The 21,479-nt window shown below is 28.2% G+C and carries 20 protein-coding genes; all 20 read left to right on the top strand.

Annotated elements, in window-relative coordinates; all coding sequences use genetic code 11:
* Positions 1-35: 35 nt before the first annotated feature.
* The 20 genes from AYC61_RS06210 (at position 36) to AYC61_RS06110 (ending at position 21,429) form a co-directional block, all read left to right on the top strand.
* The gene (locus AYC61_RS06210; RefSeq protein WP_066498270.1) at positions 36-569 is read left to right on the top strand and encodes a GNAT family N-acetyltransferase; all 534 of its coding nucleotides are present in this window, start codon (positions 36-38) and stop codon (positions 567-569) included.
* A gap of 438 nt (positions 570-1,007) precedes the next feature.
* A complete protein-coding gene (locus AYC61_RS06205) occupies positions 1,008-1,844 on the top strand; it encodes a hypothetical protein (protein WP_066498268.1) in 837 nt (278 codons plus the stop codon).
* A 546-nt stretch (positions 1,845-2,390) separates the two neighbouring features.
* The gene (locus AYC61_RS06200) at positions 2,391-2,765 is read left to right on the top strand and encodes a VOC family protein (protein ID WP_066498267.1); all 375 of its coding nucleotides are present in this window, start codon (positions 2,391-2,393) and stop codon (positions 2,763-2,765) included.
* 486 nt (positions 2,766-3,251) lie between these two features.
* Entirely contained in the window at positions 3,252-3,746 is a 495-nt protein-coding gene (locus AYC61_RS06195) for a DUF6560 family protein (protein ID WP_066498265.1), read from the top strand.
* A gap of 468 nt (positions 3,747-4,214) precedes the next feature.
* Positions 4,215-5,093, top strand: a complete 879-nt coding sequence (locus AYC61_RS06190; protein WP_066498263.1) for a class I SAM-dependent methyltransferase — start codon at positions 4,215-4,217, stop codon at positions 5,091-5,093.
* A 569-nt stretch (positions 5,094-5,662) separates the two neighbouring features.
* A complete protein-coding gene (locus AYC61_RS06185) occupies positions 5,663-6,844 on the top strand; it encodes a hypothetical protein (RefSeq protein WP_066498261.1) in 1,182 nt (393 codons plus the stop codon).
* A 139-nt stretch (positions 6,845-6,983) separates the two neighbouring features.
* On the top strand, positions 6,984-7,844 hold the full coding sequence (locus AYC61_RS06180; protein WP_066498260.1) for a GNAT family N-acetyltransferase: 861 nt from the start codon (positions 6,984-6,986) through the stop codon (positions 7,842-7,844).
* A gap of 103 nt (positions 7,845-7,947) precedes the next feature.
* On the top strand, positions 7,948-8,217 hold the full coding sequence (locus tag AYC61_RS06175; RefSeq protein ID WP_066498259.1) for a hypothetical protein: 270 nt from the start codon (positions 7,948-7,950) through the stop codon (positions 8,215-8,217).
* Positions 8,218-8,367: 150 nt separating this feature from the next.
* The gene (locus AYC61_RS06170) at positions 8,368-9,381 is read left to right on the top strand and encodes a phosphotransferase enzyme family protein (protein WP_162265444.1); all 1,014 of its coding nucleotides are present in this window, start codon (positions 8,368-8,370) and stop codon (positions 9,379-9,381) included.
* 56 nt (positions 9,382-9,437) lie between these two features.
* Positions 9,438-10,163 carry a hypothetical protein gene (locus AYC61_RS06165; protein WP_066498249.1) on the top strand — a complete coding sequence of 242 codons (726 nt, stop codon included), beginning with the start codon at positions 9,438-9,440 and terminating at the stop codon, positions 10,161-10,163.
* Between the two features lie 372 nt (positions 10,164-10,535).
* A complete protein-coding gene (locus AYC61_RS06160) occupies positions 10,536-11,108 on the top strand; it encodes an HD domain-containing protein (RefSeq protein WP_066498248.1) in 573 nt (190 codons plus the stop codon).
* A 277-nt stretch (positions 11,109-11,385) separates the two neighbouring features.
* Positions 11,386-12,087: a hypothetical protein gene (locus tag AYC61_RS06155; protein ID WP_066498247.1), complete on the top strand. Its 702-nt coding sequence runs from the start codon at positions 11,386-11,388 to the stop codon at positions 12,085-12,087.
* Between the two features lie 193 nt (positions 12,088-12,280).
* Positions 12,281-13,048 (top strand): GNAT family N-acetyltransferase, encoded by a 768-nt coding sequence (locus AYC61_RS06150; RefSeq protein WP_066498246.1) that lies wholly within the window; start codon positions 12,281-12,283, stop codon positions 13,046-13,048.
* A gap of 255 nt (positions 13,049-13,303) precedes the next feature.
* On the top strand, positions 13,304-14,299 hold the full coding sequence (locus tag AYC61_RS06145) for a DUF4062 domain-containing protein (protein WP_066498240.1): 996 nt from the start codon (positions 13,304-13,306) through the stop codon (positions 14,297-14,299).
* A gap of 204 nt (positions 14,300-14,503) precedes the next feature.
* Positions 14,504-15,244, top strand: coding sequence for a hypothetical protein (locus AYC61_RS06140; protein WP_242866754.1), 741 nt, complete (start codon positions 14,504-14,506; stop codon positions 15,242-15,244).
* 678 nt (positions 15,245-15,922) lie between these two features.
* Positions 15,923-17,602 carry a hypothetical protein gene (locus AYC61_RS06130; protein WP_066498235.1) on the top strand — a complete coding sequence of 560 codons (1,680 nt, stop codon included), beginning with the start codon at positions 15,923-15,925 and terminating at the stop codon, positions 17,600-17,602.
* A 144-nt stretch (positions 17,603-17,746) separates the two neighbouring features.
* Entirely contained in the window at positions 17,747-18,601 is an 855-nt protein-coding gene (locus AYC61_RS06125; RefSeq protein WP_066498234.1) for a hypothetical protein, read from the top strand.
* A gap of 84 nt (positions 18,602-18,685) precedes the next feature.
* Positions 18,686-19,447, top strand: a complete 762-nt coding sequence (locus AYC61_RS06120; RefSeq protein WP_066498233.1) for a SagB/ThcOx family dehydrogenase — start codon at positions 18,686-18,688, stop codon at positions 19,445-19,447.
* Positions 19,448-19,814: 367 nt separating this feature from the next.
* Positions 19,815-20,765, top strand: a complete 951-nt coding sequence (locus AYC61_RS06115) for a phosphotransferase (protein WP_066498232.1) — start codon at positions 19,815-19,817, stop codon at positions 20,763-20,765.
* A 145-nt stretch (positions 20,766-20,910) separates the two neighbouring features.
* On the top strand, positions 20,911-21,429 hold the full coding sequence (locus tag AYC61_RS06110; RefSeq protein ID WP_066498230.1) for a GNAT family N-acetyltransferase: 519 nt from the start codon (positions 20,911-20,913) through the stop codon (positions 21,427-21,429).
* Positions 21,430-21,479: the final 50 nt, after the last annotated feature.

The raw sequence follows: 21,479 nt of genomic DNA, 5'->3' as shown, positions 1-21,479 counted from the left end.
TAAAAATATTATGGGGACATGGAGGAAACAAATGTATGGAAAATATTATATATAGAAAATTAACAGTAGAAGAGTGTGAGTGTATAAATGGAATGAATCCATCTCAATATATTGAAAAAGCATGGAGAGAAGTGGATGGGAAACGGCAATTAGTTGAAATTAATTACCAAGATTCAGATTGGCCAAATGGATATGAACATCATTACAACAATTTGAAAGGAACTATTTTAAATGGAGGTAGCGCAATTGGTGCTTTTGATAGCAATAATAGATTGTTAGGCTTTGCATCCATAAATCGTGAGTTCTTTGGTGAAAAGTATAATTACGTTTTATTAGACCAACTTTTTATCACATTGGAATATAGAGGTGAAGGATTAGGTAAAAAATTATTCATGCTTTCTACAGATGTAGCAAGAGAGTGGAAAGCAGATAAAATTTATATTTGTGCTGGGTCGGCTGAAGAAACAAGTGCTTTTTATTTTGCGATAGGCTGTAAAGAGGCAGTGGAAATAAATAAAGAGTTATATGAAAGTGATCCAAGAGACTATCAATTAGAATTTTCGCTATAATGTTCTATTATGAATATTAGTACATTGGATTAATACACAATTTATATTACGTGAAGGATTATAGGAGGTAGTAGTGTCATAATATATTTCCGTTAACTGCGCACATCCCTTCACCGGGTGCGAGCAACCACCTACGAAGAAAGTCTCTGCGGTTCCGGTTCAGAGACGTAGGAAATACGAAGCGTTAGAGGACACCTTAATATCGGAGATGGAGTTTGGGGTCTTTTTTGTACTTCTTTTATAGTGCAAAATAATAATTAAAATGAGGGATAAAATTATGGTGGATAAAATATTTAGTGTGTTTCCAGAAATCAGTACAGAAAGGTTAAAATTGAGAGAGATAAAGCAGGAGGATGCAAAAAGTAATCTACTATTTTTTTATAATAAATGAATTTAATTATCAAGCACAAATATCTAATTTAATTTGGGGGGATTATTATGTTTAGAAGTGTTTTTGAAACAAACGGTATAAACAATATGATGAAAATAGATGATGACATTATTTATGTTTGTTCGGATAAAAACATCATACAAGTGGATAAAAACACTAATAAAGTTATGGCTTCAAAAGAAGTGTTTCCTAAGAACGGAAAGTCAAGAGATTTTATTATTGATGGTAAATTTATGTTTTTTAGGGAGTTTTGCACCTGTTATAAGATTGATACTGATAGTCTGACAATTGTTAATGAATGGCAACTTGGTAATGACTTGACCTCCGATATATGTGGTATTTGTTCTGATGATAGCAATCTTTATGCAGGAATAAGAAATGGTCCATTAGCAGTCATCAATAAAGAAACAAACCAGGTGAAATACTATAATGTTTCTGATAGCAGTATATGGACAATAAAAGCAGAAGATTTCATATATGCAGGAAATGTAAATGGTGAATTGTTAAAAGTTGATAAAACATCTTTTAAGTTAGTTCAACATACGAAAATACATAAGAAGAATTTAAAGAGCATGATAGTCAAAAAAAACAATATATATACCGCATCACAAGATTTATCAATTGTAATTATAGATAAAGAAACTCTTAACAGTATTGACAGATATAAAAACTGTCATAAAAAAATGTTCTACCTAGTAGGAATATGGAATGATTACATTTTTACAGCAAGTGTTCCATGTGGAGAGATGAAAATTTGGGATACAGCTAATCATTCTTTGTATAGAACAATAGAAAAAGCAAGTTGGAATATGACTATAAATGATGATAATCTTTATTTTATGGATGGTGGTACAATATTATTTGTTGAAATAAATAAATTGTAAGGAGAGCTTGTTAATAGTAGACACCCACTGGGGACGGTTCTTTTTGGGTGACGTGTGCGTCTATATAATGATAATTAATAATGTTTAAACATGATGATAAGCCGTACACAAGACTTAAAGACATTTTTGTAACACATTTACTGGAAGAAGGGACTGTTTTAGATACGTACAGGAGTTTCTAGGCCATTCAAGTCCAAAGACTACGGAATTATATCACACGTTGCAAAAAATAGTCTTAGAAATATACAAAGTCTATTGGATAAAATGATTAAGTAGATGAGGTTCTACTACAGGAAGATTTCACGAACCAAAATTCGTAAATCCTACTAATATTAGTAGCATTCACGAACTTTGGTTCGTGAATGCAAGAGTTATACGAAAGACCTTACTAATTTTTTTGGTCATTTGATGCATATCAACTTGAAATAGGATAGCCACCACTATTAATCTTGAAAAAGTCATGGAATTATTAGGATATACGTTCTAGGTAATATTGAATTACTTAGATTATATTTAATCTATATTATGAATAATGGAGGGATAACTATGATAGTTCAACAGTTATATTTGAATGAAAGCTGTTGTGAAGCCATCGAGATTTATGAGAAAGCATTTAATACAAAGTTAGATTCAATTCTATATGATTCAGAAAAAGAACCTAAGAAATTTGTAATTCATGCAGAAATGCACATTCATGGCCAAAGAGTAATGTTAAGTGATTGGGGTGGCAACAAAAATCTATCTGTTGATTCAGCTTTACAAATTGTTGTTATTTTCGATAATGAAAATGAACTAAAAGAAGCTTATGAGATTATGAAAACTGGAAGTCAAACGATAATTCCGATGGCACCAACTTTTTATAGTACCTGTCTAGTCGATTTTCTGGATAAGTTTGGAGTTAGATGGTGTTTTATGATATAGCTATAGACACCCACTGGGGACTATAGACACCCACTGGGGACGGTTCTTTTTGGGTGACGTGTGCGTCTATATAATGATAATTAATAGTGTCCAAGCATGATGATAAGTCATGCAAAGGATTAAAAATATTTTTGCAACACATTTAGTAGAATGAAGAACTGATCTTAGATACATACAGGAATTTCTAGGGCATTCAAGTTCAAAGACTAAGGATAATATATATCTTGCAAAAATAGTTTTAGGAATATACAAAGTTATTGGATAAAATGATTAAGTAGGTGGAGTTCTACTACAGGAAGATTTCACGAACCAAAATTCGTAAATCCTTCTAATATTAGTGGTATTCACGAACTTTGGTTCGTGAATGTAGGAGTTAGACGAAATACATATTTTAAATACATTAATGAATTTAAAAAGCTTTGAATAATGTAAATAAGAATAATTGTTATTATTAATATTTTCTATTTTAATAAAGGATGTGATTTTGTGGGAAGTTTATCATATGTACTTATTGCAATAATCATAAGTTTTGTATTTTTAATTGCAAAAAAAGAAAATGAAGAAGTTATTCAAAATATCACAGGTGATTCTTTTATAATACGCCTTCCTAAAGTTTATATCTGGATAGGAGCCATATGTGCATTATTTTTCACAGTTTTTTTTGTCTTAATGCTTATTTTCCCTAATGATACAGCTGAAATATGGGTAGGGGTTGTTTTTATAACTTTCATACTTTTAGGATTGTTTTTAGTTTATACATCGATTAAGTGGCAAGTCCATGTTTATAAGAATTATATTATATATAGAACTGTTTTTGGTCGAGAATATGAGTTTAAATATACAGAAATAAAGCATGTAAAATTGACTCAAAATTCATTGAAAATAAAGACAGATAAAAAAACTTTTTCTATTGATTCACAGGCAATAGGTAAAGAGTTGATTCTGCAAAGATTTAATGAGAATAACGTCATAGTAAAATGATATAGTGATATAAATTTACTTGAATTATTATTTCTAAATTTTCACCCACTGCGGACGGTTCTTTTTGGGTGACGTGTGCGTCTATATAATGATAATTAATAATGTTTAAACATGGTGATAAGCCGTACACAAGACTTAAACATTTTTGTAACACATTTACTGGAAGAAGGGACTGTTTTAGATACGTACAGGAATTTTTTGGGCATTCAAGTCCAAAGACTACGGAGTTATATACACACGTTGTAAAAATAGTCTTAGAAACATACAAAGTCCATTTGATAATTTGATGAAGTAGGAGGAGTTCTACTATAGGAAGGTTTCACGAACCAAAGTTCGTAAATTCTTCTAATATTAGTAGCATTCACGAACTTTAGTTCGGAATGCAAGAGTTATATGACATAAATTCTTTCTGAGTAGATAAAGTTTATGTATTGGTTACAGTCAAACTATAGATATGGGAGATAGAACATGAATGATTCATATTGGAATGTTAAGTTAGAGTTTTTAAAAGCAATTCGCAGTGGATGGTGCAATGATGATTACATTGAATTTCTTGTAGACAAAGTATGGAAGATTGATAAACCTGTAAAGATAATTGATTTTGGTTGTGGTTTTGGTTATATGGGTATATTGCTTTTACCAATTTTACCAGAGGGTAGTACATATACAGGAATTGATATTAGCGATACATTATTGAATGACGCACGAAATATTTTTACTGAACTCAAGTATGATGCTAATTTTGTTAAGTGTGATTTGAATGAGTTTTTACCAGAAGAAAGGTACGATATAGCGATTTCACAAGCAGTCCTACGACATATTCCTAATGCAAAAAATATTCTCAATAAAATGATACATTCAGTCATAAAAGGTGGTATGGTCATCTGTATGGAAGGTGATTTAGAGATTGAAAAGACCGTCCAATATTTTAGCGATTTTGATTACATTGGTACTGGAATGATACCCCTATATAGAAAGATATATAGAAGCGAATTGAATCAAGGCGGTAGAGATTATAGAGTTGGTATAAAGATACCAATATATATGCAAGAACTAGGTTTGAAGAATGTAGATGTTCGTCTTAATGACAGAGTGAAATTTATCAATCCTTATGGTGATAGTGCTAAACATAATAAGGAATATGACGAAATAACAACAGCATGGGACTGGAATAAAAGATTATCATATGAGGATAAAGAAAAAATGATGAAGACTCTTGTTGACAGAGGTCTTACAAAAGGAGAAGCTAAAATTTTTACTGATAGTCATGCGAGTATATGTGACCATGTATTAGATAATAAAGATACAGTGTATATATTAAAGCCGTCGTGTACACTTATATCGTAGGGGATCAAATAGCGATTGTAATGGGGACAGTTTTGGTTTGGGTGACGCTCGTGTCTATATAATGACAATCAAGGAATCGCTAGGGACGGTTCCTTTTGATTTCTTTTGGCATTATACCGGGGTGCTATAGGAATATCAACAAGTAAACGGATATATGGTACATGTAATGAAAGAAATCAAATAAAGACGAAATTAAAGTTTATCCTCATTTTAATATATTACTTAACCTTTGCAGTAGTTAAATCACTTCATTTTTTCTTGCACAGAAAAAGAAGGACGTATAGTTAACTGTTTACTGTTATGGTAAATAAGAGTACAATGTTATTGAGGATTGTTTTATAATATTTTTTATTTTATGTTAGATGAATTGAATGTAGGGATTTTAGTTGTTTGAGTTTTGAAATTGCGCGATATAAAGGGTCATTGGATAAAATGCTGAATTAGAGAGTTCTACTACAGGAAGATTTCACGAACCAAAGTTCGTATATTTTTCTAATATTAGTACTCACATACTTTGGTTCGTGAATGCAAGAGTTACCCGAAATTATTTTGAATTGGGGGTAGAAATTATGAAGAAGTTCATTGGTGTAATTTTTATTGTAATATTACTTACAGGATGTTCAAACGAACTAGAATTAAAATACATTAAATTGAGTTTTGATTACGATAAACTAGTAATTAAACATAAAGAATTAAAAGAAACCTTGAAATCTATTGAATCTGATAATAATGCACTTAATTTAAAAATTGTTCAGAAGGATAAAGATTTATTATCATTAGAGAAAGAACTAGAAGTTTATAAGCAAGAATATGATAAATTAATTAAGAAAAGCCAAAAAGAAATTGCTCTAATTAATTCTGTTGAAAATACATGTGATAATAGAAATATTGTTTTTGGGTGTGATGATATATTGATAGGTGTACCTGAAGAATTTTTTTATAACTGTTTTTATAGAAACATATTTGATAATGAAGACTATATTAAGGTTGAAGATTATGATAAATTCAAAAATGGTTTTAGTCCTAAATTCATGCAAAAAGTCGAAGAATCAAAGAAATTTGATGATATAAAACAATTATTTAATAAAGAATATTCAATTTATAATGATAATAAATTTATTTGTAAAATAAATGGTAGGTTATCAATTAATGATAGATATGAACCAATACTAGTTTTTGATAATCCTAATTTAGAAGGTTTTTATATTTCTGGTGACTATAATCATATTCCAAGAAAAGTTAATACGATATTAGATGTTACTTCACAAGATACTGAAAAGCATATTTTAACAGAAAATCCTAAAATAATTGAGAAATTTTACAAATTAGGAAAAAATATAGTTCCAAATAATATGGATATAGTTATAACTCAGATTATTGAATGTGATTTGAATGGAGATGGTAAATTAGAAAAGATAGTTAATTATAGCAATGCATATAAAGACTATAATCATATATGTGATTTTTGGAGTGACATTAATTATAGTAAATATTATACAATAACAACATTGTTCGACGATAATTACCAACTAATTGATTATATACATAATATAATTAATATTGAAGATGTTAAGGAGTATGGAAAGTTGTTTTCACAGATTATTTATATTATTGATATTGATAATGATAATAAAATGGAAATAATATCAAAACAGTCTGGTTGGGGAGGAACGACTTATTTTATTGATAATTTAAATATGAATGATAGAAAAATAGAAGGAGAAATTTATTATAAGGGATATTATGATTAATAGGAAATAGTGATATCGGAGCTGTTCTTTAGGGATTATTTTTAAAAGACCAGATATGCACAATTGTTTAAAATTACGTACTAAAAAAGAATAAGCTAAACAAAAACTTAAAACATTAATGATAAATGAGGTGTAAACAATGATAAAACGAGTTAAAAAACTTGAGGAAGTAATTGATTTTGCATGGGAATTAAGTCAGGATGATTTGCATGCTAGTTATGCAAGAATGGAATCAATGAAAGAAGTTAAAAGAGAGATCGAAAGAGCTATTCGTGAAGAAAATTATAATATAGTAGCTTCCTATCATGAAAATGTATTATGTGGAGTTTGTATTTATTATTGGATATGTGATGAAAAATATGCTCAAACAAGAGCATTTTTATTAAGAGGAGATCATGACCAAATTGCAGAAGAATTCATTAGTCATATACGTAATCAATTAGCTGGATATGAACTATTAATAGGTGTACCTTTTACTAATAAAAATGCAAATCAATATTTTAAGAAAAAGAATATTGAATGTATCGAAGCTAGTATTGTTACAAAATTGTATAATTTAGAATACAATATAAATCAAAAAATAAATCAAAAACATGAGTGTGTAGAAAAAATTACTGAAAGTGATTTTGCAGAATATGCTATATTTCATGACAAATATTCATTAGGAATGTATTATAATAGTAAAAATTTACGAAAGGATATGGAGCGTTTTAGAATATTTGTTTTCAGGCAGGATGAAGCGATTCATGGAAGCATTTTCGTTAAGATTGTCAGGGATACAGCAGAGGTTGTTGGCTTATTTGTTGATAAAGAATATGAAAATAAGGGTATTGGAAGTATTTTAATTAATGATATGTTAATGCAATTATACAATGAATTTGGTGCAATAAAGGAAATTGCATATTTTATTGAAGAAGATTGTACTGATGAATTAAATTCAGTTTTGGCTGCTGGTTTTGAGATTAAAGATAAATATAGATGTTATAGATGTACACTTTAATTTGAGTAAGTAATGATAGAAATAGATATTGGACAAGAGTCGATTAATAATGGTTTATAACAACTATAAATCATATGGAAAACGAACAAAAGGAGAAATTATAATGAATAACAAATCAAATGTTTGGAATATTATCAGTTGGATATTTGGCATAGCTATTTTTGCAATTGGTGTATTGAATGTGTTTTTGGTGCACTTCGTTCCAGGAATTTTTTACATTTTTCTTTCTTTCGTTTATTTTCCACAGTCAAATGCCATTCTCAAGAAAAGGTTAGGTTTCTCTATTCACCTCTTAACAAAAATCATTCTAGGATTTATTATTCTCTGGGTAACGTTAGGTGTGGGTGACCTTGCTGAAATGCTTGGACTCTAAAAATCATTATAAATTATTAGGGATAGTTCCTAACAAAATTGAAGAAACAGAACAATCAGTTTTATAGCTAATACAAAATGTTTTTAATTAAAAGTAAAAGGAATAGTGAATTTGAAATTTAGTAGAAAGCATATAAAGGAAGGTAATAATGTGAAAAATAGTAGATTTATAGTGCCAATTTTAACGAATATAATAATAAATGAATTCAATCATAACATAAGTGAATCAGATATTAATGTTATTGAAGGTGGATACCAAAATTTTATATATTCTTATATTTATAAAGATAAAGCTTATATTGTTCGAGTTTCAAATTCTATAGTAAGAAAAAAGGAAATGATAGAATGTGAATTAGAATGGATACAGTATCTATACAATAACAATATAAGTGTTTCAACTCCAATTTTATCAAGATACGGAAATTACATAAAGGAAATCAAGTTAAATGATTTCTATGGATTTATTGTTGTTTTTAATAAAGCTAAAGGGATTAAATTGAATTATAAAGAATATCTTAATAATACTTTTATATTTGAGCAAATGGGCAAAATTATGGGAAGTATTCATAAAACAACAAAAAAATTTATTCCTAAAAAAAATAAAAGAAATGATTATATAGATAATAGCTACATTAAAAAGATTGAAAATATTGCATCTATTAGTGAAATAGATTTAATCAGTGTAAAAAAAGAATTAATGAATGTTTTAAAAACATTGAGTAAAGATATTGATAATTATGGTCTTATTCATGGAGATTTTAATATTGGAAATTTTACTGTTGATAATGGTAGCATAACTGTTTTTGATTTTGATGAATGTCAATATAGCTGGTACATAGAAGATATTGCTATTGCACTCTACTATACAATTTATCCATTTGGAGATGATGACATAGTAAAGCGAAATCAAAAGGCAGAAGAATTTATGAATCATTTTTTACATGGATATCTTCAAGAAAACATTATTAGTGTTAAAGAGTTTAAACTTATACCATATTTTTTAAGATTAAGAGAATTGATTGTTTTCTTAGGATGTTTAAAAAGATGGAATTTCAATAACCTTTCACAGTGGCAAAAAGATTTTTATAATCAAAGTAAAAAACGACTTCAAAATGGTATATCTATAATAGATGAGGATGTAATTTTAAGTATCCAAAACGTTTAGCTTAAAGGTAGAGATGATTTTAGGACAACCACTGGGGATGATTCAGGAGGATTAATATGTATAAAGAGATATTGTTATTAGCGGCACTTGTTATTTTTGGAATTATAATAATCATAGAAACAATGGTAAAGATAAAAAAAATCAAATACAAATCATTTTCATTTCGTATATTATATTTGCTTGGAGTATACATACCAATGAGTGCTGTAGTAATAATATATTCTCATATTTATACTGATACAGTACTAGATAATATTCGCGTATTAGGCTCAGCTTTATTAACAGTTCTTGTTATATATTTATATGTTAAAAAAATAAATGAAAAAAAGTATAATTGGTTGATATTTTCTATTGTTATATTCGTGGTATATGGATGTTATATTTTTGCTTGTAAGTATTTATTATGTCAAAATAATACTGCATTTTTATCGGGAGCTTGGGCAGGTGCTTTTGTAAGTATAGGTAAAAATATTAAAAACAAGAGAAAGTTAATTGTTAGCGGTATATTATCAATTTTAATAGTTTTAGTGATATCATCAAAATTCAACACTGAATTATCACATATCAGTAAACCTATCAGATATACAATAACTAAAGTTGAGTCAGAAGGATATAAAATTACAGATAAGGATAATATAGTAATTTTGCAGGAAGATAAAAACAGATATAAACCAATAGAATTGTCAATTTTTAAAATTGAAAGCGGTTATAAACTTAGTCGTATAATAAAAGTAGAATATTATAAAAGTCAAACTAAGATATTAAGTGTAGATGATGATTAATGGTTATTCATTAGGACAGTTAAGATTTGGGTGACGCGTGTATTGATATAATGAAAATTAATAGTGTCTAAGCATGATGATAAGCCACAGATAGAACTTAAAGACATTTTTAACAACACATTTATTGGAAGGAAGACTGATCTTCCGATATATACAGGAACTTCTAGGGCATTCCAGTCCAAAAACTACGGAGTTATATACACATGTTACAAATAATAGTCTTAGAAATAAATATACAAAGTCTATTGGATATGATGAAGTAGGAGGAGTTCTACTATACTAAGAATTTACGAACTTTGGTTCGTGAATGCAAGAGTTAGAGGACAGTGAATTGAAAATCAGATATGAGATGAAGGATTGTGAGGTGAAAAAATGGATATTATAAAGTTCATTGAAGAAGAAGTAGAAGATAAATGCAAGGGTGAAAATAATGTTTTTGGATATGGAATATGGAGTCATCATATTGTAATTGTTGTTAAATATGCAAAACTTCTTGCTAAGGAAATTGAAGCAGATGTTGAGATCGTGGAAATAGCATCACTATTACATGATTATGCAGGTATAAAGGACTATTCTAAGCATGAAGAACATCATATATATGGTTCTATAGAAGCTGAAAGAATGTTGAAAAAACTTGATTATCCTAATGATAAAATTGAAAAGGTAAAAGATTGTATTGTTTCACATAGAGGAAGTATTCAAAAAGAAAAAAATTCAAAAGAAGCTATTTGTGTTGCTAATGCAGACGCAATGGCACACATAGAAAATATACCTTCATTATTATATTTTGCTTATTGCAAAAAAGGTTTAGGAATTGATGAAGGTGCGGAATGGGTGAGTAAGAAAATAAAAAGAAGTTGGAACAAGCTAAGTGATGAAGGAAAAACGCTAATATATGATAAATACAAAAATGCACAAAAAATGTTAAATATAGCTCTAAAGTGATAGTTGTTTCACCATCATCTAATAATGTATTCCTACAAGGGTGTAGAAGAAAGTTTTTAAGGTCAAATCCATTACTATATACAGGAATTTACAGGACATTCAAGTTCCAAGACTAAGAAGATATATACACATGTTACAAAAATAATCTTAGAAATATACAAAGTCCATTGGATAAAATAATGAAGTAGGTGGAGTTCTACTACAGGAAGATTTTACGAACCAAAGTTCGTGAATGCAAGAGTTATGTGAAATACTTTGTATTTAAAAGGGGTGGAATATGGATTTTGGGATTCTTATTTGTATAATTATAGTAGTAATTATAGTTATAGAGATATTTTTAAGGACTAGAAGAATAGCAAAAAATTCCAGAGAGTATAAAATAATTAGTTCTATTGAAATTAATATACCAGTATTACTTTTGTTAATTAATTATTTTTACTTTCAAACAGATGTATTTTGGGAGTGGACATTAATCTCAATATTGTGTGTGATTTTAGTACTAATTGGAGAATTATCTTTTACATTATTAGAAAAGATAAAATATAATTATTTTGTATTGCCTATAGAATTTACTATTATTACAATAATTTATATTCTTATATTACGTTATGTTTTGAGCTATATTCCAGAGAGTATATTATTTGGGATATGTGGAGCTTTCACTGGTTCAACTATGTATAAAATTAAAATAAATAAATCTAAAGTAAGATTAAGTGGGATTATAACTATGATTATAATGCTATTATTTTTGGGTAATTTCGAAGCTGATAAACAAATAAAACCTATTAGAAAAGTTAGTGAATATGCACAGTCATTAGGTTACTTTAATACGAACGAAGAAATGCATTATTATATGGACTATAATGGTCATAATAATCCAATACATATTGTATTATTTAATTTTAACGAAGACAAAAAAATCATAGCAAATGAATTTGATTATTTTAAAGATGAAGTTATAGAAATAAATAAAAACTAGTTGGTAAACTAGCGTACTTCACATAACAAAATGTTTCTGTTCGCAACGCACATTCCTTCAACAGGTGCAAGCACTGCCTACGAAGAAGGGTTCTGAGGGTTCGGTTCAGAAACGTTAGAAACAAGGTGCGTTAGACGAAATCATTTAAACTTTTTTATTGAAATATTTTCAAAAGACAATGAGGTGGAGAGATATGCTAGAGTTGAAAAATGGGAAAATAGATTTTATAAAACCTTTGCTAAATGTAGATAATAATCACTTTCCATTACTTAAATCAATATTATCTGGGAAGAAAAAAGGTAGAGTATATGTTAATAGCCTTGAAAAATTATCCGTAGCAGCTATTATAAGTGAAGACGGATGGTTTTATTTATTAGGTACTGAGAATGATGAACATTTTAATAACAATTTAGATAATTTTATTGTTCAAAAAACGATAAAACAAAAAAAGCCATTATTATGGTTTGGGATATCTCAAAGTTGGAAAAAAAGACTGGAAACTTATGAATTATTGAGAATAGGAGAGTTTCCTCGTGTTCAGTATGAGTTTAATTATGACAAATATATAATAAATTCATTTGCTATACCCACATATCTATTAGAGTCAATTAATAAGGAAAATGTCAATAAAGTTTTTGAATCCGATGAAGAAATAGAAGGATTTTGGGGAACAGAAGAAAACTTCATGAAATATGGCTTCGGATTTATTCTATTAGATAAAGGTAATATAGTGGGACATGTTTATAGTGCATCTGTTGAAGATGGTGAAGTGGAGATTGATATTCAAACAGATAAATCCTATAGAGGTAAGGGAGTAGCAACATACTTAGCATCATGTTTAATAAATGAGTGTATTAAAAGGGATTTAATACCAAAGTGGGATTGTGCAGTAAGTAATGAACCTTCAAAGAAGCTTGCCATAAAATTAGGATTTCAACAGATAAAAGAATATCCTCTTTGATTCATAACTTCTGAATAGGATAATATTTACATTGGATACCAAAACAAATTGAAATACCCAACGGGGCAATGTCATCAACCTAGTATTCAAAAGATTTACAATTGGATTAAGGTGTAAATATTAAAAAATTTTTAAAAATGTAATATTCGTTATAATACCAATTGTATAAATAAAGATAAAAGGAGGATTTCTAAATGAAAAAAATGAAAATAATATTATTGGTATTAAAACACTAGTATTAGGAGTGGATAATAAATGGCTATTCCAAAAGTTTTTGTTAGTTCAACATGTTATGATTTGAAATACATAAGAGAAAATATTAAATACTTTATTAAAACTATAGGCTATGAACATGTATTGAGTGAAGATGGAGAAATTTTCTACAATCCAAGTATGCACACACATGATGCTTGTTTAGCTGAAGTTCCTAACTGCCAAATCTTTATTTTAATTATAGGTGGGAGATTTGGAGGCAAATACAAAAACGAAGAATATTCAGTTACAAATGCAGAGTTTAAGGAAGCAGTTAAATTGCGAATTCCTATATTTACTCTAGTAGAACAATCTGTATATAGTGAACATCTCATATATTTAAAAAATAAAGAAAATGAACATGTAAATGAGAAAAAAATAGTTTACCCAAATGTAGATAATATAAAAATATTTGATTTTATAGATGAAGTAAGAAAAAATTCAGTTAATAATGCATTAGTTCCTTTTAAAGACTTCAATGATATTGAAGAGTATATGAAAAAACAGTTAGCTGGAATGATGTATTCGTTCCTTACTAAGCAAAATGAAGAAAAACGGATATCAGATACACTTAGTATGATAACAAATATGAATGAAAGAATTGAAATGCTCTCTAAGCAGATTTTACACTCTGTTGGAACTAAAGAAGCAAAAATTACAGCTGATTTATTTGAAAAAATGCTTGACTATAATTGTGTTAAAGATTTTATGGCATGGGGTATTAAACCTACAGTAAATTCAATTCTAAAGAATGAAACTTTCAAAAACTTCCTTGATTATTCTCAAATAGAGATTCATACAGCTGGTGATAAATATGGTGATAGTTATGGTGATAAATACTATATTGTAAATAGAGAAGGTAATATAATAATAAGTGGGGATGGAGCTGATGAGTTTGTTAAAAACACCAAAGCAGATTTCAATGAGATGCGTAATAAGCTAAAAAGCATGATAAATGAATCTGGAATAACAATTGAGAGCTTTTTGAGTAAGTCTTAAATTTTCACTTTACATGAAATCTGTATTTAACCCTTTAACGCTTAACGCGGACGTTTCCAATTTGGGTGACTTGTGTGTTTATATAATGACAATTAATAGTGTCTAAGCATGATGATAAGCCATATACAGAACTTAGAGACATTTTATTTGGTTTGGCTACGTAGGTTTTTTTAGAATATATAGGTAAAAACGATAATAGTTTTAATGGGGTGTATTAGTATGAAAAAGAGTTGTAAATGTTCGATATTGGCAGTGATATTATGTAATCTGATGATTTTAGTTTCTGTAACAACGTATGCAAACTCTGCGGAACCGCCATCGTTGGTAATACTCATTAATAATCCTCCAGATGATCTTTCAATTGTAATGATGTCTAATGAAAATCAACCAGAAGCTAAGGTTCGGAGAGTTGCATGGGAAGGTTATTTTGCTTTTTATTCGTCTGACATGCAGGTTAATGGTAATTATGTATTCAAAGTTACATCAAATGGTGAGAGCTTTGAATGTACGTTTAACGAACCTTTAAGAAGATATAATGAGGTGCTGACATTAGACATAGCTACTCAGGAACTTACGCGTGGTAAATACCCATTTCGCTCAGTACTTTTGGTGACAATACGGTTATTACTTACGATTTTGCTTGAAGGTCTTATTTTTTGGCTCTTTAGGTTCAGAAGAAAAAGGAGTTGGATTGTATTTATTAGCATCAATTTAATTACTCAGGGTATATTGAATATTTGGTTAAATAGTGAAACTTCCCTTATGCCAAGTTATTTGATATTGAGCTTAATTTTTGGCGAATTTTTTGTATTTTTGACCGAAATGGTTGTGTTCCCAATTTTAATTAACGAGCATAAAAAAAGGATTATAAGGATATATACTCTTGTAGCAAACATAATAAGTTTAATTGCTGGAGGGTACCTAATCTCACTTTTGCCGGTTTAGAGCAACTCCTACAGTTGAAGGAAAAGAGAAAATTTGCTAGGGTTTTTGCAAATCGTTAGGGACAGTTCTTTTTGATTTAGGGCAGTTGATTATTGTATAATTAAGGTGGATGTCATTAGAAAATATATATGAGTAACAATTAAAAGTGGCGTAAACCACTTTTATTTTGCAAAAAAATAAGGCTATATAGTTAAAGGTTTACTGTTATGGTAAATGAGAGTATAATATTGTTGGGGGTTATCTTATAATATTTTTATTTTATGTTAGTTGAATGGAATGTAGGGAATTTTATTATTTGAAATTTAAAACTAAGGAGATTCTTATGTTTTTTTTATTACCATTTCTTATGATTTATAATTTAATATTATATTTGTTGTCTGAAAGAATTTATAAAACTAGATATAAATTGTTAAACAAAAAACAAGTTTGTATGAGTTTGGATTTTATTACGTTCGGAAAAGGTATGATTGAGTATAAAAGAAGTAAACTCTTTAAAATAAAAGTACAATTATTTTTATTTGCATTTATATTTGTTTTAGATATTTTGAGTGTTTTTTTAAAATAAGCATCCACTGGGACAGTTTTGATTTGAATGAGTGTGTGTCAATATAATGATAATTAATAGTTTCTAAACATGAAGATAAGTCATACACAAGATATAAAGAGAGGATATTAATAATGGCATCACAAAATAGAAAAAAATCAAAAATATCAAAATTACTTAAAGTAGTGTATATTAGTATGTTTATAGCTTTGGGGTTTTACTCGGATTCCGTGATAATGATAAAAATTTTAAAGATATTTGCTATAACTATAACACCAATTATCGGTTGGATATTAATAAAGATATGTATTGTGTTTATTAATTCGATATTAGATAAGAAAAATAATTTATCCAATTTAATAAGAAATAAACAATTTACTGAAGCAAATAGAATAATAAACAAGAGGTATAATACATCAAATAGCAAAAAAAAGAAAGTTTATGATTTTTATAAGATTCTTATCAATTACTATCAAATTAAAGAAATGACTAGTACCACAACATATCAGCTAGAAGCAAACCTTACAGAAATCAAGCTATATATGGAAGATATAGATAACTGTGCAAAAGAAATTGAATTCAATTGCAATTTTATGGTAGCGGAAAGTTATTTATTACTATATGAGAAAAGAAAAAACCAAACAGATATTGAAAATTTTGAAATAGCATTAAAAAGAATTAATGACATAACTGCATCGTCACTTCAATATTTAGATTTTATTAGCTATAATAATTATACGATGTCAAGAATTAACTTGTTGTTTAAAGCAAATATTATAACCGATGAAGCTACTTATCTTGATGATATTTTAAAATTAATATCAGAATTAAAATTGAAAGCTAAAGCAAATAATCAAACGTTATTATTTATTACAAATATAGAATATTACATATCAAAAACGCATTTAAAGATTTATAAATTAAGATTTAATATATCTGAAATAAATATGGCAATAAGTAATATGGAAAATATAGAAACTAACTTAAATCATTTGAAATTTTATGAAAAAAAATATAAGAGTTATGGAGAATTAATGTTAATAAATTTATATCAACAGATAATTCAGGTAAGGAATATACCTGATATTCAAAATAAACTTAATAGAATGAAGAGAGGACAAGCATTAAATAAAAAAGAAAAAATTTTTGTAGAACAAATAAATAGTGTTCCATCTATTTCTTATCCAATAAATAATATTTATCTTAAGGGTAAATTATGTATTAAATCTAAAGCTATAACGATTTCATTAATAATAGCTATGATAGTTGCCTTTGCTTACTCAACTATACATTACTTTAAACCATCAATAAATATTAATAGTCCATATAGTGATTTATATAATATGGAATCATTCACAGTATTACCTGTACTTCATACCGATCCCCAATTATTTTTTGAAAATCTTTATATTAGTTCCTCTAACAATGGCATAGCAATGAAAAATAAACTGAGTGTAGAAGAATCATGTTTTTTTTCAACTTACCTAGATGATGAAGAACACATTGAATTAACATGTATGTTCGATTTAAATATGAACATCCAACAATTATTTTTAACTGTTAAAGAGGCAGATAAAAAGGATTGGAATGAAATAGTACCATATATAGCTTCATTAATACAAGCTGATAACATGCTAATGGATAGAGACGAAACTATTAGTCTTATTAATAAACTATCTAATGATTTAATTGTACCTACAACAGAATATGCGAATGATAGAGAGTATACCTTATTATGTAGAGATAATGTATTGAGTCTTATTATTTGTAATTCAAGGTTAAAAGATTATTTTGAATTTAAAAGTAAATATTAACACTCAAATAACTAGGGATGGTTTAGATTTGTGTGACGAATGTCCTGACGGTTCCTTTTAAATTAGAGTTTATTAACGATAGTAGTTGGGGTGCAAAGCTAAAATTTAGTTTAAATTAGAACATAGGTAAAGGAGGAATCTATTATGATTAATAAAAAACATAAAACTATTATTATTTGTTCTTTTTTGGTTATAGCAATATTAATAATATATTTAATTATAAATTTGAACTCAAAAAGTAATCAAGTTATTGAATACACATTACAAGTTGATAATTTAAAAAATGAAAATGTGAATACGAAAAGTAAATTAACAAAAGAAAATAGTATATTAAAAGATGAGGTAGAACAGTTAAAGAAAGAAAATAAGAAGCTATTAGATTTAGTTGATAAATATGAAAATGGGGCACCTAAACTTTTAGCAGAGATTAAAAATGCTTTTAAACAAAAAAAATATAGTGAAGTGAAATCATTATATGAAGTATTATTAAAGTATCACCCTGAAAAAGAAGAAACTAATAAAGCTAATGAAATTATTAAGCAGATAAAAGTTATTGAAGAAAAGGAAAAACAGAAAATTGAAGAGGAAGAAGAAAGAAAAAGAATTGAAGCTGAAAAAACAGCTAAAGAAAAAGCAAGAGGTATACTTAGAATATCTTCTGTTTATCCAAGTAAGCCTAATAGTGCAGGTGGTGTAGATTTATATATAAAAGGTCAAAACAAATCTAAAAAAGAAATAAAATATATATACTTCGATGTAGTAGCATATAATGCAGTTAAAGATAAAGTGTCTTGTGAGATTAGAGGGACAACAGTTTTCAGAGGTCAAGAAACAGGACCTATTAAAGCTGGTAAATGGTTTGGTACAAATACTTATTGGGAGTGTGCATGGTATAATAGTACTATAAAAAGTGTAACTATAGAAAAAATTGAAATAGATTATATGGATGGGACATCAATAGAATTAACAGGTAAAGATATAGGTTATATAATCTACTAATATTAGTAGTATTCACGAACTTTGGTTCGTGAAAGCAAGAGTTAGCTAAAATCAAACACTATTCTATAGAAAGGAAGTAAAAATATGAGAATAACAAAAGAATATTTGGACTCTTTGATTGAAAACGGAAGAAATATGCTGAAACCTGATTGGAACTTATGGAATCCTAAAAAGTCAGATGAGGGTTTGGGGATAGAGTTTCAAGGTTTAAAAAAGAGTTTAAATGATAAGAATATGAGAATAAAATTAGACCTAGAAGGGTTGAATCTAATTAGTAAGAAAACACTTTCTGAATGTATAGAAAGAAGGAAGAGTACGCGAGATTTTAGTAATAAATTCTTATCGTTTAAAGAACTATCATATTTAATATGGGAAACATGTGGAGTTAATGAACACAAGGATGGTTACTTGCATAGGACTATACCATCTGCGGGAGGAAAATATTGTTTAAATACATACATGTTTATTAATAGGGTAGAGGACATACAAGAAGGTTTGTATTTATATTTACCTGATAATAAGGAGTTAGTATTAATAGACTCAAAATCAAATTTAGTTGAAAAAATAGATAAAGCAATGTTTAATCAGATGTATAATAGTGCGATTACATTTATTTGGACAGCAATGCCATATAAAATGGAATATAGATATTATATTGTATCTCACAAGATGATTGCAATAGAAGCTGGACATGCATGTCAAAATCTATATTTAGCATCAGAAGCAATAAGTTGTGGGTGTTGTGCCATTTCAGCGTATAAACAAAGGACAATTGACAAAATAGTTAAAGTTGATGGTGATAATGAATTTGTAATATATATGGCTATTGTTGGAAAAGAAATATGATAATAATGAATGTTATGGCACGCATCCACTGTGGACATTTCTAATTTATGTGACGAGTATGTCGATATAACGATAATTAATAGCATCTAAGTATGATGATGTTCAAATCTAAAAACTACGGAGATATATACACATGTTACAAAGGATAGTCTTACAAATATACAAAGGCCATTGGATAAAATGATGAAGTAGGTGGAGTTCTACTAAGGAGAATTTTACGAACTTTGGCTCGTAAATGCAAGAGTTATGCGTAACTTTGAAGAAAGAGAGCGATTGAAAGAAGGTTTTAAATTGTTTTTTCTAATATGCATTGTAATATAGTGTTTACTGATTAAATAATAATAATATATCATAAAGGAGATATTCAATGAAAGGTGTATATACAGAAACAATCACAGATAAAAATCATATAAGTATGCTAAAAACAGTTTTGGGAACAATTAAACCTGGACTTGCAGGACAAATATATATTGAACGTTTTCACGATAATGGAGAAGGTGTTGATAGGACTTATAATGTTTATAAAATAACAGTAGATAAGCAGACATACATTCTAAAAAAGTCTGATGACAAAGAGATAGAAGTTTATGAAAATTTTCTTGCAGATAAAAACTTACCTGTGCCAAAACTGGAAGGATGGACTTGCGTTAATAATATAAAGTGGATATTAATTGAATATATTGCTGGAACGGATTTGCGAATGTTTAATAAAGACATGGCTTATGGATGTGCTGACAGTCTTTCTCGTATTTTTAATCAATACTGGCAGGAAGGTGACTTTAAAGAAAATAAGCTAGACAACCGTTTTGAAAGATACTGGACAAGAATAAATAAAAGGGGAGAATGTCTTAAAAACGAGTTAACATTAGCTTCCGCTTATCGTATTTTTTTAGACAGACAGTTAGTATGTCCGCGTACTTTATGTAATGGAGATTTTTTGCAGTGCAATGCAATAAAAAGTGATGAGGGCATTATTTTAATAAATTGGACTTTTGCAGGTATTATGCCATATTCGTTGGATGTTGCACGCTTAATAGCACATGGTTCAGAAAAGTTTTTTCCATTTCCATTTTATATGACGGATGAATATCGAACGATTTTCCTGAGAGATGTTTATGATAAATTGATATATAAACCTGATTACAAACAATTCATATGGGATGTAATACTTTCATGCCTAAATGAGTGTATTGAGTTTATAGAAAATGAATTGAACGATAAATCTATTGAAAGAGATGAATGTTTTACTTATTATTATAAAAATGCAGAGATTTTAGCTAATATTATATTGAAGGGTAAAGAGCAGTTAAGTATTTGATAGTTATAACACCTCTAGGGACGGTTCTGATTTTAGTGACAAGTGTTAATATAAAGATAATTAATAATGCCTAAGCATGATGATAAGCCATACACAGAACTTAAAGTGTAATAGAAATCATTTATATACTTGGAGGATGAGAAGGATGAAAAATAAACTTAAATTTGAGTATGTAGAAACGATAGAAGATATAGATTATTTTTGGAAGAAACGAAATGAATATATGCTGGAGGATATCATTCCTAATATTGAATATGGAGCTTCCCTAACCAAAGAAGGTATTGAATGGTTTTTTTCGGATAATTACAAAAATCACATTATGAATCTATATAAGCGTTCTATTGATCCGCTCTACATTATATTTTTTTATCAAGAAAATATTAATGTAGGATTTGTAGATTTTGTAATTTATAATTCTGAGGATGGGAAATGCTTTATTCTTGATTACTGTATTCATAAAGGATATAGAAATAATGGTTTTGGGAAAGAAGCATTTGAATTACTGGAGCAAGAAATTATTCGTAAAGGAGCAGTATATATTAATTTAAATGTGTCTAATCATCGCAACGAGAACTTCTGGAAAACTAACGGTTTTGGTAAAACTGAAATTAAAGATGATCATGAAAATTACATTTATAGAAAACAACTGAAAGTGTTGGATTAAAGTTGAACAACCACTGAAAAGGTAGATTGTGCAAAAATAGACTGTTTTTA

Source organism: Abyssisolibacter fermentans (assembly GCF_001559865.1).
In the GTDB taxonomy this organism is placed as follows: Bacteria; Bacillota; Clostridia; order Tissierellales; family MCWD3; genus Abyssisolibacter; species Abyssisolibacter fermentans.
The sequence above is the reverse complement of the archived record's forward strand: the minus strand, read 5'-3'. Positions and strand labels throughout refer to the sequence as shown.

Bases quoted from the DNA above. Each gene is read 5' to 3' on its own strand.
- AYC61_RS06210 (WP_066498270.1), top strand. From the start codon at position 36: ATGGAAAATATTATATATAGAAAATTAACAGTAGAAGAGTGTGAGTGT.
- AYC61_RS06205 (WP_066498268.1), top strand. From the start codon at position 1,008: ATGTTTAGAAGTGTTTTTGAAACAAACGGTATAAACAATATGATGAAA.
- AYC61_RS06200 (WP_066498267.1), top strand. From the start codon at position 2,391: ATGATAGTTCAACAGTTATATTTGAATGAAAGCTGTTGTGAAGCCATC.
- AYC61_RS06190 (WP_066498263.1), top strand. From the start codon at position 4,215: ATGAATGATTCATATTGGAATGTTAAGTTAGAGTTTTTAAAAGCAATT.
- AYC61_RS06185 (WP_066498261.1), top strand. From the start codon at position 5,663: ATGAAGAAGTTCATTGGTGTAATTTTTATTGTAATATTACTTACAGGA.
- AYC61_RS06180 (WP_066498260.1), top strand. From the start codon at position 6,984: ATGATAAAACGAGTTAAAAAACTTGAGGAAGTAATTGATTTTGCATGG.
- AYC61_RS06175 (WP_066498259.1), top strand. From the start codon at position 7,948: ATGAATAACAAATCAAATGTTTGGAATATTATCAGTTGGATATTTGGC.
- AYC61_RS06165 (WP_066498249.1), top strand. From the start codon at position 9,438: ATGTATAAAGAGATATTGTTATTAGCGGCACTTGTTATTTTTGGAATT.
- AYC61_RS06160 (WP_066498248.1), top strand. From the start codon at position 10,536: ATGGATATTATAAAGTTCATTGAAGAAGAAGTAGAAGATAAATGCAAG.
- AYC61_RS06155 (WP_066498247.1), top strand. From the start codon at position 11,386: ATGGATTTTGGGATTCTTATTTGTATAATTATAGTAGTAATTATAGTT.
- AYC61_RS06150 (WP_066498246.1), top strand. From the start codon at position 12,281: ATGCTAGAGTTGAAAAATGGGAAAATAGATTTTATAAAACCTTTGCTA.
- AYC61_RS06145 (WP_066498240.1), top strand. From the start codon at position 13,304: ATGGCTATTCCAAAAGTTTTTGTTAGTTCAACATGTTATGATTTGAAA.
- AYC61_RS06140 (WP_242866754.1), top strand. From the start codon at position 14,504: ATGGGGTGTATTAGTATGAAAAAGAGTTGTAAATGTTCGATATTGGCA.
- AYC61_RS06130 (WP_066498235.1), top strand. From the start codon at position 15,923: ATGGCATCACAAAATAGAAAAAAATCAAAAATATCAAAATTACTTAAA.
- AYC61_RS06125 (WP_066498234.1), top strand. From the start codon at position 17,747: ATGATTAATAAAAAACATAAAACTATTATTATTTGTTCTTTTTTGGTT.
- AYC61_RS06120 (WP_066498233.1), top strand. From the start codon at position 18,686: ATGAGAATAACAAAAGAATATTTGGACTCTTTGATTGAAAACGGAAGA.
- AYC61_RS06115 (WP_066498232.1), top strand. From the start codon at position 19,815: ATGAAAGGTGTATATACAGAAACAATCACAGATAAAAATCATATAAGT.
- AYC61_RS06110 (WP_066498230.1), top strand. From the start codon at position 20,911: ATGAAAAATAAACTTAAATTTGAGTATGTAGAAACGATAGAAGATATA.